The sequence below is a fragment of the Parafrankia sp. BMG5.11 genome, from assembly GCF_004337455.1.
The window spans coordinates 1-13,092 of record NZ_SJXI01000158.1 but is presented as its reverse complement, the minus strand read 5'-3'; the positions used below and the strand labels follow the sequence as shown (position 1 = coordinate 13,092).

9 protein-coding genes and 3 pseudogenes are annotated in these 13,092 nt (G+C 70.3%); 9 read left to right on the top strand and 3 right to left on the bottom strand.

The annotated features are described in order from the left end of the window. Window positions 1-32: 32 nt before the first annotated feature. Together E0504_RS48240 and E0504_RS48235 are read left to right on the top strand one after the other, a co-directional pair. Window positions 33-764, top strand: a pseudogene (locus tag E0504_RS48240) (transposase); the annotation flags it as partial. Between the two features lie 133 nt (window positions 765-897). After that, window positions 898-1,251, top strand: a complete 354-nt coding sequence (locus E0504_RS48235) for a hypothetical protein (protein WP_243657985.1) — start codon at window positions 898-900, stop codon at window positions 1,249-1,251. A gap of 626 nt (window positions 1,252-1,877) precedes the next feature. On the opposite strand, the gene E0504_RS48230 is transcribed toward E0504_RS48235, so the two are convergent. The 3 genes from E0504_RS48230 to E0504_RS48220 all read right to left on the bottom strand — a co-directional run bounded on the left by E0504_RS48230 (window position 1,878) and on the right by E0504_RS48220 (window position 5,501). Further along, window positions 1,878-3,200 (bottom strand): helix-turn-helix transcriptional regulator, encoded by a 1,323-nt coding sequence (locus E0504_RS48230; RefSeq protein WP_112106255.1) that lies wholly within the window; start codon window positions 3,198-3,200, stop codon window positions 1,878-1,880. Window positions 3,201-3,708: 508 nt separating this feature from the next. Continuing rightward, on the bottom strand, window positions 3,709-4,215 hold the full coding sequence (locus tag E0504_RS48225) for a class I SAM-dependent methyltransferase (protein WP_131627918.1): 507 nt from the start codon (window positions 4,213-4,215) through the stop codon (window positions 3,709-3,711). A gap of 53 nt (window positions 4,216-4,268) precedes the next feature. Further along, a complete protein-coding gene (locus E0504_RS48220) occupies window positions 4,269-5,501 on the bottom strand; it encodes an IS110 family transposase (RefSeq protein ID WP_131627916.1) in 1,233 nt (410 codons plus the stop codon). A gap of 371 nt (window positions 5,502-5,872) precedes the next feature. On the opposite strand from E0504_RS48220, the pseudogene E0504_RS48215 reads away from it, so the two are divergent. The 7 genes and pseudogenes from E0504_RS48215 to E0504_RS48180 form a co-directional block, all read left to right on the top strand. Beyond that, a pseudogene (locus E0504_RS48215) lies at window positions 5,873-6,241 on the top strand (PepSY domain-containing protein); the annotation flags it as partial. 490 nt (window positions 6,242-6,731) lie between these two features. Next, window positions 6,732-7,251, top strand: a pseudogene (locus tag E0504_RS54815) (integrase core domain-containing protein); the annotation flags it as partial. A gap of 108 nt (window positions 7,252-7,359) precedes the next feature. Beyond that, window positions 7,360-7,884, top strand: a complete 525-nt coding sequence (locus tag E0504_RS48200; protein WP_112106251.1) for a 2'-5' RNA ligase family protein — start codon at window positions 7,360-7,362, stop codon at window positions 7,882-7,884. Window positions 7,885-8,734: 850 nt separating this feature from the next. Next, the gene (locus E0504_RS48195) at window positions 8,735-9,571 is read left to right on the top strand and encodes a UbiA family prenyltransferase (protein WP_131627914.1); all 837 of its coding nucleotides are present in this window, start codon (window positions 8,735-8,737) and stop codon (window positions 9,569-9,571) included. Between the two features lie 263 nt (window positions 9,572-9,834). Next, window positions 9,835-10,554 carry a bifunctional 2-polyprenyl-6-hydroxyphenol methylase/3-demethylubiquinol 3-O-methyltransferase UbiG gene (locus tag E0504_RS48190; RefSeq protein WP_071060297.1) on the top strand — a complete coding sequence of 240 codons (720 nt, stop codon included), beginning with the start codon at window positions 9,835-9,837 and terminating at the stop codon, window positions 10,552-10,554. A gap of 83 nt (window positions 10,555-10,637) precedes the next feature. Beyond that, the gene (locus E0504_RS48185; protein WP_198541189.1) at window positions 10,638-11,927 is read left to right on the top strand and encodes an acyl-CoA dehydrogenase family protein; all 1,290 of its coding nucleotides are present in this window, start codon (window positions 10,638-10,640) and stop codon (window positions 11,925-11,927) included. Then, entirely contained in the window at window positions 11,924-13,030 is a 1,107-nt protein-coding gene (locus E0504_RS48180; protein ID WP_373694019.1) for a type III polyketide synthase, read from the top strand. Before E0504_RS48185 ends, E0504_RS48180 begins: the two co-directional genes overlap by 4 nt. Window positions 13,031-13,092: the final 62 nt, after the last annotated feature.

The window sequence follows — 13,092 nt, the reverse complement described above, 5'->3', positions numbered from 1 at the left end:
GTGCGGCAGAGCCGTCGTCATGACACGCCCCCGCGGTGGCCGCCTTCGACGACCTGGCCGCCGCCGACACCCTCGAACTGCTCGGCAAGACTCCAACCCCGGACCTGGCCCGGCGCCTCACCGTCGCGCAGATCTCCGCCGCCCTCAAGCGGGCCCGCCGCCGCGACATCGCAGAGAAGGCGCGGAAGATCCGGGCCGCGTTCCAAGCCGGCCAGCTACAGGTCCGCCCGGCCACCGCCGCCGCCTACGGCGCGGTCGTGCGCGCCCAGACCGGGCTGATCGGCACGCTCAACACCGAGATCGACCGGCTCGGTGAGCAGGTCGATGCCCATTTTGGCCAGCACCCGGACGCTGAGCTCCTGCGCTCCCAGCCCGGCCTGGGACCGGTCCTCGCCGCCCGGGTGCTCGCCGAGTTCGGCGACGACTCACGGCGCTACGCCGACGCGAAGTCGCGCAAGAACTACGCCGGCACCAGCCCCATCACCCGAGCCTCCGGCAAGAAGACCGTCGTCATGGCCCGCTACGCCCGCAACGACCGGCTCGCCGACGCCCTGCACCAGCAGGCCTTCTGCGCCCTGCGAGCCTCACCCGGCGCCCGCGCCTACTACGACGCCGTCCGCGCCCGCGGCACCGGCCACCACGCCGCCCTGCGCCAGCTCGGCAACCGCCTCGTCGGCATCCTGCACGGCTACCTCAAGACCAACACCCCCTACAACGAAGCAACCGCCTGGCCACAGAACGCCACACTCGAACCCGCCGCTTGACACCTAAGAACATGGGATGCCTGACCACTTCCACAGAAGATCCCGTCAACCGCAAAAGACCAGCTCACAGGCCGAAACCCGGGTTCTGGAGCCCCACAGGCAGGCCACGCCCCCGCCCGCGGCGATCGTGCTGATGTCCGACGGGGAGACCACCCGCGGCCGGCCGAACGACCAGGGCGTCGCCGCGGCGCGCGCCGTCGGCGTGCCGGTGCACAGCACCCAGGACGGCACCCTCGACGTCGGCGGCCAACACATCCCCGTACCCGTCAACAGAGAAGCGCTACGTACCATCGCCGATGATTCGGGCGGTACCGCCCACGAAGCCACCTCCGGCGACGAACTCGCCGCCGTCTACCGCAACCTCGGCAGCTCCATCGGCTACACCACCGAACACCGCGAAATCACCACCTGGTTCATCGGCCTGACCCTCATCCTCGGTCTCGCCGCCGGAACATCATCGATCCTGCTCGGATCCCGACTCCCATGACCCGCCAGCCAGGCCCACACAAGGTCAGCCCGCTCGGCTCGAGGCTGATCTGGATCAACATTTGAACGCCGGGATGGTGGCCCATCGGCTGACCGTTACCCGCTCGCCCCCGCGGGGAGATCCGTACGCCGTGGTGCTCGGGTGACGTTATCCGGGCGGGATGTGTCCCCCGGGTTCCGCAGCAGGTGGGCACACGGGCAGCCGGAAACCACGTGTGACCTGCAACAACGGAGCTACCCGTCGGTACAGCGTGTGCCCACACCGTGCCCCGGATGGGTGATCGACGGCCCTGACGTGGGGTGATGCCGTGTCCGGCGCACAAGATCAAGGCCTCCGGCGACTCCCGCGCCAGCGACCGTGATCGTGTGTCCACGCTCCCATGCGTGGACGTGGGCGAAGCGAACAAAGGCGTGCCCAACACACCGATCTATGCCGCCGCGCAGACGCGTGACCTGCGAGAACGCGGGATCAGGCTGTGGGCACACGCGCGGCGATGCCGCCGTATCTGTCTTCCCAGGTCAAGGCCCAGATCCAGCGACTCGCGGCTAATACGAACTGCGGAAGCCGGGTGGGCCACAGCGTGGTGTACGTGTCTGCGGCCGGGCTGTTTGCCGGCGTGCCCACCATCAACCGCCGGACCATGCCGGCGACGGGACAGCGAAGTAGCCGAGCACGTCGACGCCGTGCCGCGCTAGGTCGTGCTCGGTCAGGCCGGCGCGCTGGTGGGCCTCCCGCGGGAGCACCGAGGTGTCTGACGCGTCTATCGACAAGACGTAGATACGCGTCGTGATGCCCGAGTACCCGCCGTACCCGATGTTGTAGGGCTGGACCGTGAAGCAGTTCTGGTCGGTCAGCTCCAGCACTTCACCGGGATAGAATCTGCCGTTGCCGGGATGATGAGCGGGCGTGGAGTCTGTCGTCGCTGGATCCGCCCACGCCGCACCCACGAAACGCCGGCCCGCGGCCGGCGGGCCGCTGAGCCTGCCACCCACCGCCGCAGACGGGTTCCACGCCGCAAAGTAGCTGTACGACGCGGCCGTCAGCCGGATGCCGGTGGTCTCGCTGCCCTGCCCGTCGATGACATCTGCCCTGGTCGGCAGCGACAGGCTATAGCACCCGCCGTGTACGGCGGTTTCGGCGTCGGCCGCCGGCCGCGCGCCGATGGCCGGCGGCGGACCGGGTCCGCCAACTGGAGCAGCGGCTCCGGGGCCCCCTGGGCCGTAGGGCGGCAGACCCGCGGCGCCCACCGGTCCCGGCGGGGGCGGCCCGCCGCCCGGCTCCGGATCGACGGCGGAATCGCCGCCGGTCAGGACGAGCACCGCTGCGACGACGGCCGCCACAGCGGCGACGAATGCGGCACCGGCCAGCAGCCGAACGGTCTGCCGCAAGCCGGGCGCGGCCGGACGGCTGGCCGGTGCCGCATGTGTGGGACGGCCGAAGCGTTGCGGGTCACCGGCGGGGTCGGGGCCGTCGGCCCGGGAGGAATCGTCAGCGGGATCCGGGCCCTCTGCACGCTGCGGCCGATCGAGCGGGGCAGGACAGTCTGCGGGATCGTCGGGTTCGCCCCGGTCCAGGGCCTCCGGGTTGGCAACCGCGGACGGGCGGGAACCGGGACCAGCCGGCCGGGCGGGCGGCTCCGCTGGTCGGGGGACCCGCGACACAGCGCGCGGGTGCAGCCGGTGCCACGCGTCCAACCAGGCGTCACGACGCGTCGGGTCGTATGTCTCCACGATCAGGGTGAGGGTCTTCAGGGTGAGCCGGCGGCGTCCGTTACGTAGGTCGTTCACCGTGGTCTTGGACAGGCCGGTGCGGCTCTCCACCGCACGGTCATAGGAGGTGCCCAGCAGGGCCAGGACCGCGTCGCGCAGCTCCTCGTCGGTCGAGACCGCCCCCAGCCCGGTACCCGGCGCCGCTGCCGCCGGCTCCCGCTCCGGTCCCAGCTCTGTCATCGTCCCCTCGGCGTCATCGTCCTTCGGTCTTCCTTCGCCCGGCGTCGCGACCGGTGGGCGGCCACCATCACGGCATGACCATCCGCCGCACCTCGGTCACCTACCATCGCGGTGATTGTTCCAGGCCCGCCGGGCGCGACAGGACAGGACAGGACAGACGGGACGCGATGACCTGCAGCGAAGCTCGGCCTTGCCCTGATACGCGGCTAATCTGGCGACGCCGTACGGGGGGCGGCCAGCCACCGGGGACCAGACTTGGCCCGAAGGCCGGTGGCTGGCCAGGCCGCATCCTCCGAGTCCGCGCCGTGGACACCAGGCGCTGAACTCCGGCGAGTCCAGCGGCCATGCCGGCGGGCGGCGACGGGGCACTCAGCCAGGCTCGCCCGCCCCCCGTGGACCACACGCCGGCCGGGGTTGACGCCCTTAAATGGGACTGTCCCTCGACGATTAGGCCGGAGGACACTGTTGCCCAGCGAGTCCGGCCAATCTTGCCCGTAGATCCTCCTGTTTAAGAGAGAACTGGCCACTGCTCGTGCGCGAAGTAGTTCTCGCTGCCGGACAGGGTGTAGTCCATGAACGGGTGGTGGGTCGACATGACGAACGTGCCCCCGGGCCGCAGTACCCGGTGGAACTCCCGCAACGTCGGTGTCCAGTCCTGGAGGTAGTGCATCACCAGGCTGGCGAGGACGACGTCGACGTCCGCTTCGGGCAGCGGTAGGGGATCACCGAGATCGGCCAGGTGCAGGTGCGCGTCCGGCCCGAGCCGACGGTGGGCGATCCTCAGGAGAGCGGCGCTGTTGTCGAGCCCGATGACGCTGGCACCACGGCTGCGCAGCTCGGCGGCATGGGCGCCCGAGCCGCACCCGGCGTCGAGCACCCGCTGCCCGGAGATCTCCGGCAGGAGCGCGAGGATCGCGGGCCGTTCGTAGCAGGCGTTCCACACGTTCGACTTGTTGCGAGCCGAGTACTCGGCGGCGGCCTCCTCGTAGGGATTCGGCGGTGGTGAGGTCTCCATGGGACTGGATGCTCCCAAAGGATGTCCTCGTGGACGGGGGTCCACTTGTCTGATCAAGCGGCGTCCTCCATCCGCGGCGGCGGGAAGGCGCGCTGTTCGTCGTAGGTCTGACCGGTGGCGAGGCAGTGGTGGAGGGTGCCGAGGAGCCGGTTGAACAGGTGGCGGCTGGCGGCGTTGTGCCGGTCCCCGCCGCCGCGGCGGCGGTCGTAGTGGGCCCGTGCCCCGGCCGAGCTGGTCAGGGAGCCAAAGGCCCACAGATGTCCGGCGGACGCCAGACGCTGGTTTTTCACCCGGCGGTGCACGACGGTGCGGCTGCGGCCGGAGGCGCGGGTGACTGGGCTGGAGCCGGCGTAGGCCTTGAGGTTGCGAGCCTCGGGGAAGCGGGTGCGGTCGTCGCCGATCTCGGCGAGGACCCGGGCGCCGAGGAGGTCCCCGAGGCCGGGGAAGCTGGTGATGACCTGGTGGTCGGGGTGCGCGGCGAACGCTTCGCGGGTGGCGTCGGCGAGGTCGTCGGCGGCCCGGCAGGCGGCGTCGAGGATGCCCAGCAGCGCGAGCGCCTGGCGGCCGAAGGCCTCCTCCACCCCGCCCGGCTGGCGCAGTGCCGGTGCCCGCAGCCCGGCACGGATGGTCTCTACCGACCCGTCGATCCCCCGCTTCCGGCCGGCCCGGCGTAGCGCCGCGGCGAACCGTGGCCGGGAGCAGCGGGCGGCGGCCGCCGGGGTCGACGCGACGGCCAGGACCGCGCGGGCGACCGGGTCGGCGACGCCGGAGGGCTTGCCGGCGAACAGGGTCAGGAAAGCGGGGTAGTACTCGCGGAGCAGGGAGCGCAGTTCGTTGGCGATGCGGGTGCGGTGCCAGACCGCGTCCTGCTGGGCCCGGGCCAGCACTCCCACCGCCTGGGCGGCCTCGCTGTCGGCGGGCAGGGTCCGGTGGGCGGGCGCGTCGGTGCGCAGGATGTTCGCGAGCATCACCGCGTCGGCGTGGTCGGACTTGGCCCGGGCGACGGAGTGACGGTCGCGGTAGCGGGCCGCGGCCATCGGGTTGATCGCATACACCGGCCGTCCCGTCGCCCGCAGCGCGGCGACCAGCAGCCCGCGCGGGGTCTCCAACGCCACCGGCACCAGGCTCTCGGGGCTGTCCCCGGCGGCGCCGAGCAACTCGAGCAGATCGGCGAACCCGCCGGCGTTGTCGCCGATCCTCGCCCGCGCTACCAGCGTCCCGGCCTCGTCAACCACGGCGACGTCATGATGCCGTTCGGACCAGTCGATCCCACAGAACACCTTCACCCCGTGCCTCTCCCTTCTCGTTCGGCGGCCAGGACCGAGGCCCTGGGCGGGGCACGCGGCACTCTCATGGCAGCGCTCGATGGCGCGACATCCGATGAGCCGTTCGTGACCCCAGCGACCCGCGCGGCCCCCGGTCTTCGACTTGGAGAGCTCGACAGGGCTCTGATCTGCACGAACAGGGGTGGGGATCCACGCGGGCGGGCTCGGACCACGAGCACCAGACCACACCACCCCGACAGTCCCCGCGGGGTGCCCTGGCGGTGGGGAACGGGGACCGGCCGGCGGCACGGCGCACGGTCTTGCTTGAGGCCTAGGTTGACCCTGATAGGCACAGGCGTCTGGCCGCCGGACGGTCCCCGTTCGCACCCCATGAGATCGGCATCGCCGCGCACATGGGTCTTCTGTTCGGGGCGGCCAACCAGATCCTGCTGGCCAGCCTCGCGATCGGCCTCATCTGCGTGATCGTCTGGGGCTACCGCATGTGGTGGCAGCGCCGACCCACCCGCACCGACCAGGCAGGCCTCGTCGGCCCGGCCCCCGCCCGGGGCACCTGGCGGCGGCTACCCCGGCCCGCGCTGGTCGCCCTGGTCCTGATCACCGCCGCGGTCGGCTGGGCACTGCCCGTGCTCGGAGTGACCCTCCTGGCCTTCCTCGTCCTCGATGTCACAGCCGGTCTGCCCGCGGCCGGTGCCGTCAGCGGGCGAGCGACACCCCCGCCTGACCGGCGGGACAGGCGCTAAGCCCACGTGACGTCCACCCGCCGCACCGGAAAACCGGGCAGCGGGTGGACCTACGGCGAGTCGCCTCGGTCTGCCGGAAGCCCATCGAGCTGGGCGGCGGCCAGATGGTGGTAGACGCCCCGTCTCGGGCTGGCATTCGGCGCAGGCGGGCTGGCCATGCACGGAGCAGCACATCACCGCATTTCGGGACACCTCGACCGGCCGGGACTGAGATCCCACACCTCGGTTACGCACCTAGTGTGCAACTGCACATCACTTGCAACTACTGTCAGGCGCTGGCCGATCGAGGGAGCAGACCATGGGCAGCGTCCCTGACGGCCCGGCGGCGTGCCTGCCGGCGGCAATCGAGATCATGACCGCCTACACCGACCCCGCGTTCTTCTGGACCACCGTCCAGCGGGTGATGGCGGACGGAGCCGACCGCGCCAACCCCACAGCGGCGATGGCGGAACTCGTCCTCGGCCTCGCAACCCTGTGCGGGATCACCCACGACTGCGCCGTGATACTGCGGCGTCTGTACTGCTTGTTCGTCCTGGAGGTCGGCTCCCGCTCCGTCCATATCCCCGAGGTCACCGCCCACCCGGACGAGCCCTGGACCACCCAGCAGATCCGCAACCTTGTGATGGACCTCGGTGACCGGGCGGCCGACTTCCAGTTCCTGATCCGTGACCGGGCCGGGCAGTTCACCGCGTCGTTCGACGCGGTCCTCGCCGACGCCGGCATCACCACGGTCAGGATCCCACCCCGAACCCCCCGCGAACGCCTACGCGGAACGGTTCGTCCGCACCGTCCGGACCGAGGTCACCGACCGGATGCTGATCGTCGGTGAGCGGCACCTGCGCACCGTCCTGGCCGAGTACGCACGGCACTACAACGGACGACGCCCGCACCGCGCGCTCCGCCTTCAACCACCCCGGCCCGACCATCCAATCGCCGACGTCACGACGGCACGGATCAAGCGCCGACCCGTCCTCGGTGGCCTGATCAACGAATACGAACGAGCCGCCTAAAAGACCAGATCAACGCCGGTGGCCGAGTTCTGGCACCCCACAGGTCCATCCTGCGCGAGGTTGAGCGGTCTCGACTGCGTAACGGATGTGATCGGCTACCGTTAGATCGTGGCTCTCGGGATTTGCCTGCTCTTCGATTCCCGTGCCGACCGTGCGCTGCGAGACCTGTGGGATCGGCTCGAGGAGCGAGGCGTGCCGACGCTCCGCTCGCACACTCACCGTCTCCACCGTCCTCACCTGTCCTATGTGGTCCTGCTGCGATGGGATCTCGGCAGCGTTCAGGCCGCGATCGAGGCCCTCCCCGACCGGGGACCCATGGAGATCACCTTTGACGCGCTCGGCGCCTTCCGCCGCGGCCGCATCTCGCTCATTCCGGCCGGCCAGGCGGGACTTGTCGGCCGGCAGCAGGAGGCCGTCCGGGCCGTCCGAGCCACCGGGGCGTTCATCCACCAGCACTACGAGATCGACAGGTGGCTACCGCATTGCGCCCTCGTTCCGCGGGCCCGCCTCGCGCAGCTTCCGGTTGCCGCCGCCACCGTCTACGACGTCCTCCCGCTCGCCGCCCGGATCAGCCAAGCCGCGCTCATCGACAGCACCACCGGCCAGATCTGGCCGCTCGCTTCGATCCCCTGAGGCTCCCCCGAGGATTGCGCGACGCCGTAGCCACCCGCCGTTGTCGCGCGGCCTTTCTACGGCCGACCCTGTGGGGTGCCAGGACTGGGCCGTCGGCGTTGACCGCCAGGGCCCTGACGATGCGTTCGGCGGGCGAAGTCGCCGCCCTGGAGGGCAGCCCTGCGCCACCTCAGGGAACGAGCCGACCAAGCCCGCGATCGGCTGCCCGGCGTCGGCACGGCGGAAACGGTGGCGGCCGACACGTCCAGATCCGGTGTCCCGCGGCCAAAGGGGCGAGCGCCCGGCCGGGCGCAGGACGAAAGGACCGAAAGAGGAATACGTGATCACGATGTTTGCGGGTCTGGGCGCTGCGACCGAGACGCGTAATCCGGAGTGGATCGCGGGCATGCACCGTCGCAGCTCCCTGCGCGCGGTCGGCGGCCTGACGACCGCGCAGGTCGCTTCGGCGTTCCTGGCCCGCGAATCCCGCGGCCTACCGGACGGCGGACAGGCCGCGGGTGGGTGGGTGTGGTCCGCCGTGCTCCTTCAGCCTCGACATGCACAACACAGGCAGCTTCTGCTGCCACACTTGCTGGACCGGACTGCAGTCCAGGAAAGGCTTGCGGCAAAGGCTGTTCGCCGTGATCCGCGATGCGCTGGGTCGTCATCCAGGAGTCCACGCCGCTCGATACCGGTGTGGACGTTCCACGCCAAAGGGGGTCGACAAGATTCTTTCGATGAACACAGAGGCGTACCCGTGGTGTCCCAGTCGCGAAGATCGGCCGCCAATAGTTCGCTGGCCATCAACGTTGCCGCGCCGGTCGAATCCGGCGGTACGGGTCTTCCGTCCGCACGATGCGGAGTGAAGCGGGTGCCCACCACTGCGACGCCTGCGGACACGGGGCGGTTCGCTGCGCTGGTGCGGGCCTGTCATCCGGAGCCGACCGCGGCGGTGACGCTCTTCGCCACCGCACTGGCGATCTCCAGCGGGCGCTCCGCCTCGGGTATCGCCGCCGTGGCGGCCGCGGTCGTCACGGGGCAGTTGTCGATTGGCTGGAGTAACGACGTCATCGATCAGGAGCGCGACGCGGCGGGCGGCCGAACGGAGAAGCCGATCGCCGCCGGCGGAGTAGCGCCGGGGCCGGTCACCCTCGCCTGCGTGGTCGCGCTGGTCGCGTGCGTTCCGCTGTCCTTCGCCTCGGGTAGCCCGGCGGGCTGGACCCATCTCTGCGCAGTCGCTGGTGCATGGGCCTACAACCTGGGACTCAAGGCGACCAGACTGTCCGTCCTCCCGTACGCTCTCTCGTTCGCCCTGCTGCCGGCGTTCGTCGTACTGGGGCTTCCTGATCATCCAGCACCGCCCTGGTGGCTGCTGCTGGCGGGCGCTCTGCTCGGCTCGGGCGCGCACTTCGCGAACACCCTTCCCGACCTCGCCACCGACGCCCGGACCGGGGTGCGCGGCCTGCCGCAACACCTCGGGGCGGCCGGTTCGCGGCGGTCCGCTGCACTCCTGCTCGCAACGGGTTCCGCTGTCGCTGTGCTGGGACCGGCGGACCTCAGCCTGTGGCGCGTCGCCATCCTGGTCGCCGTGACGGCGCTGACGGTGCTGGGTCTCCGGCTCGGCGACCGCCATGCCTTCCGGATCGCGATGGCAGTCGCCGCGCTCGACGTTGCGCTCGTTGTCGCCGCCGGCACGTACCTGAGCTGATGACAGATGATCGACGAAAGACCCATGGCCGGACGAGAAAATTTTCCGACGTGTGATTGTTGTACCGATTTCATGGAAACGGGCCGGCCCTACAGATCCGCATCATCTCTGGAACATCTCATTTAGATTCTGCCACTATTCCTTCGGGGAGCCACGTGAACAGGTCGACACACCGGCCGGAATCGATGTTTCACCCATATCGGATCGTTCCGGAATCGTGCGATCAAAGGCCCGCGGCGACGAGCCCGAACGGACGACGGCGGTTGCCGCGCCGGCGCCGCAACGATCCCGCGCAGTACGACGACCTCGCCGACCAGTGGTGGCCCACTCACGGACGGTTCGCGGCGTTGCACTGGCTCGCCGAGGCGCGCGCCCGCCTCATCCCGGCCCCACCTCGCACCGGCGCCCCGCTGCTCGACCTTGCCTGCGGTGGCGGCCTGCTCGCGCGGGTACTGACTGGCAAGCTCGCGGGATGGCGGCACATCGGTGTCGATCTATCCTCGCTGGCACTCCGCCAGGCCAGTGACCACGGCGTCGAGGCAGTCCAGGCCGACGTGACGCGCCTGCCATTCCCCGACGGCAAGTTCTCCTGCGTCGTCGCTGGCGAGATGTTCGAGCATATCGAGGATCTCGACGCGGCCTGCACGGCGATCGGGCGAGTCCTCGCTCCGGGCGGAACGTTGGTGATCGACACGCTCGCGGACACGCTGTTCTGCCGGATCGGTCTGGTGCGTCTCGCCGAGCGCCTGCCGGGTGGCCCGCCGCCTCGAATACACGATCCGCGCCTGCTGGTGTCGCCCGACCGGTTGGGCGCGGCGCTGGATCGGTACGGCATCGAGATGACTGTCGTTGGCGGCCTTCGCCCCTCGCTTCCTGACTACGTCCGTTGGCTCGTCCGTCAAGCCGACTCGGTGCGGATGGTGCCGACCGACTCCACCGCGGGTGTCTACCAGGCCGTCGGGACAAGAAGGGAACTTCGATGAGCGTTGAACGGTCCGCTGATGCGCAGGGTCCGGGCCCGTCAGCCGGTCCGGACCTCCTGGAGCCGGGCGTGTGGGAGGTGGGCATGCGGAAACCGGGCGGACACGACGCGGTACCAGCGCAATCGCGGGCACCGCGCGCCGACGGAGCGGAACTCGCCCACAGCGTCGTCGCAGCGATCGCCGGGCGCGCCGGCGACGCAGATCGTTGCGGGGAGCTGCCCGCGGCCGACCTCGACGATCTGCGCCAGGCGGGTCTGCTGGGGCTGCTCGTACCCCGGCGGTTCGGTGGTCATGGCGGCGGTTTCGCGCAGTGGGCCAATGCCGCGCGGGTACTCGCCGAAGCCAGCGGCTCGACCGCCCTGGCCCTGAACATGCACACCTCGGTCCTGGGCGCGCTGGCCGGGACTCCGGACGAGCTCGCCCGCGCGATGGGGGCGCCGGAGTCCTATTTCTCCGCGCGCGACCGGATGTTGACTCAGGCCGCCGGCGGCTCGTTCATCGCCGTTGCCATGAGCGAACGGGGCGCCGGCTCGCGACTGTCCGCGTTGCGGACCTCCTACCGCCGTGAGGGCGACGGCTACCGGATCACCGGCCTCAAGTCCTTCTGCTCGGGTGCGTCGCACGCGGACGTCTACTTCGTCGCCGCGCGCGCAGCCGAAGACCATTCCGAAGGCGAACAGCCGGACGAAGACCATCTGGCGGCTGCGGCGGGCCCAGCGACGAGAGTCAGTCATTTTCTTGTTCCAGCCGGGAACGGGGTGACCGTCGAGCCCAACTGGGACACCCTCGGCATGCGGGGTACCGGCAGCCACGACCTGCGCCTGGACGTGTGGGTTCCGGCGGACGCGCTGGTCGGCGGGCTGGAGGGGCTGAGCCTGCTGATCGCGCAGATCATGCCGCAGTGGTTGGTGGCCTCCTACGCCGCCGTCTACGCCGGGGTCGGCCGAGCCACCTTCAACGCGGGAATCGAACACGCGCGAGGCCGAACGGCAGCGGGGATACCGAAGGGCCTGGTCGGCCTTCCCGCCGTGCGGGCCCGCTTCGGTCACGCGGACGTCGCCCTCGCAGCGCTCGACGTCGTGATCGACGAGTGCGCCCGGCGGGTGGAGGCCGATCCCGGATCAGCGGCGACGAACCGGTGGGTATGGCGAGCGAAACTGCTCGCTGGGCAGACCGCGCAGGATGTGGCGGCCTCCGTCATCGAGGCGTGCGGGACTACGGTCACCCGCCGCGGCCACCCACTGGAACGGCTGTACCGGGACGCTCGGTGCGGATCTCTCCAACCCGCGACCACGGACGTGTGCGCGGACTGGTTGGGCCTCGCGGCGCTGGGAGGCGACCCGGACGCGGACGCAAACGTGGCCCGGTGGTGAGGGGGGCACAGACTCCCGACACGAGCAGGGATCCCGCGAGGAGCGCCGGGGCAGAGCCGGGCACGACAGCCGTGATCACCGGGATCGGGACAGCGTTTCCTGGGGTTTTCGACCAGCAGAGCCTGTGGGACGAGGTCTTCGACCGACGGTACCGAGGCGACCGGATGGCTCGCCGGATCTTCATGGGCTGCGGAGTCCGGACCCGGCACGGGGTGGTGGATCCGCGGCGCGAGGACATCAGCGGCTGGTCGACAGCCACCAGGATGCTGCGATACGTCGAGGACGCGCACCCCCTTGGACTACAGGCCGTCAGAGCCGCCCTGACGGACGCCGGACTGAACGCCGCCGACGTCGGGCTGTTCGTCGTCGTGTCGTGCACCGGTTACAGCACACCGGGTCTGGACATCCAGCTCGCCCGTGAGCTCGGTATGTCAGCGCAGGTACGGCGGCTGCTGATCGGGCACATGGGCTGCTACGCGGCGATCCCGGGGATGGGAACCGCCGCTGACTTCGTCCGGGCCCGCCGGCAACCCGCCCTCGTACTCTGCGTGGAACTCACCTCCCTGCACATCCAGCCGGATACTCCCGAACGAGACCTGGAACAGGTGGTCGCGCACGCCCTGTTCGGCGACGCCGCCGCGGCGATCGTGCTCCAGCCCGACGCTGAGCGTGGTCTCGACGTAATCGACACCACGGCCGTGACCGCTCCAGCCAGCGAAGAACTGATGACCTGGCACGTCACCGACCATGGGTTCCGGATGGGGCTGTCCGCCAAGGTCCCCGCCGTCCTGGCGAACCACGTCGAAGAGGCGACCGCGGCACTGCTCGACCCCTTCGAACTCAAGCGGGCCGACGTCCAGGGATGGGCCGTGCACCCCGGCGGGCTACGCATCGTCGACGTCGTAGAGGAGCGACTGGGTCTGGACAGGGCACAGACCGCCGCGACCCGCCAGATCCTCAACTCCCGAGGTAACTGTTCGTCGGCGACCGTGCTGCTCGTCGTCGAACAACTGCGCGATGGACTCGACATCGGCGGCACAGCGATCGGGATGGCGTTCGGTCCAGGTCTGACACTCTGCATGGCCCTACTGCGGCGCAGATAACCCTCGTTCGCAACATCCGCCGCGGACACTACGAACTGAGTCGTAGGGTAGGCGACTGGCGC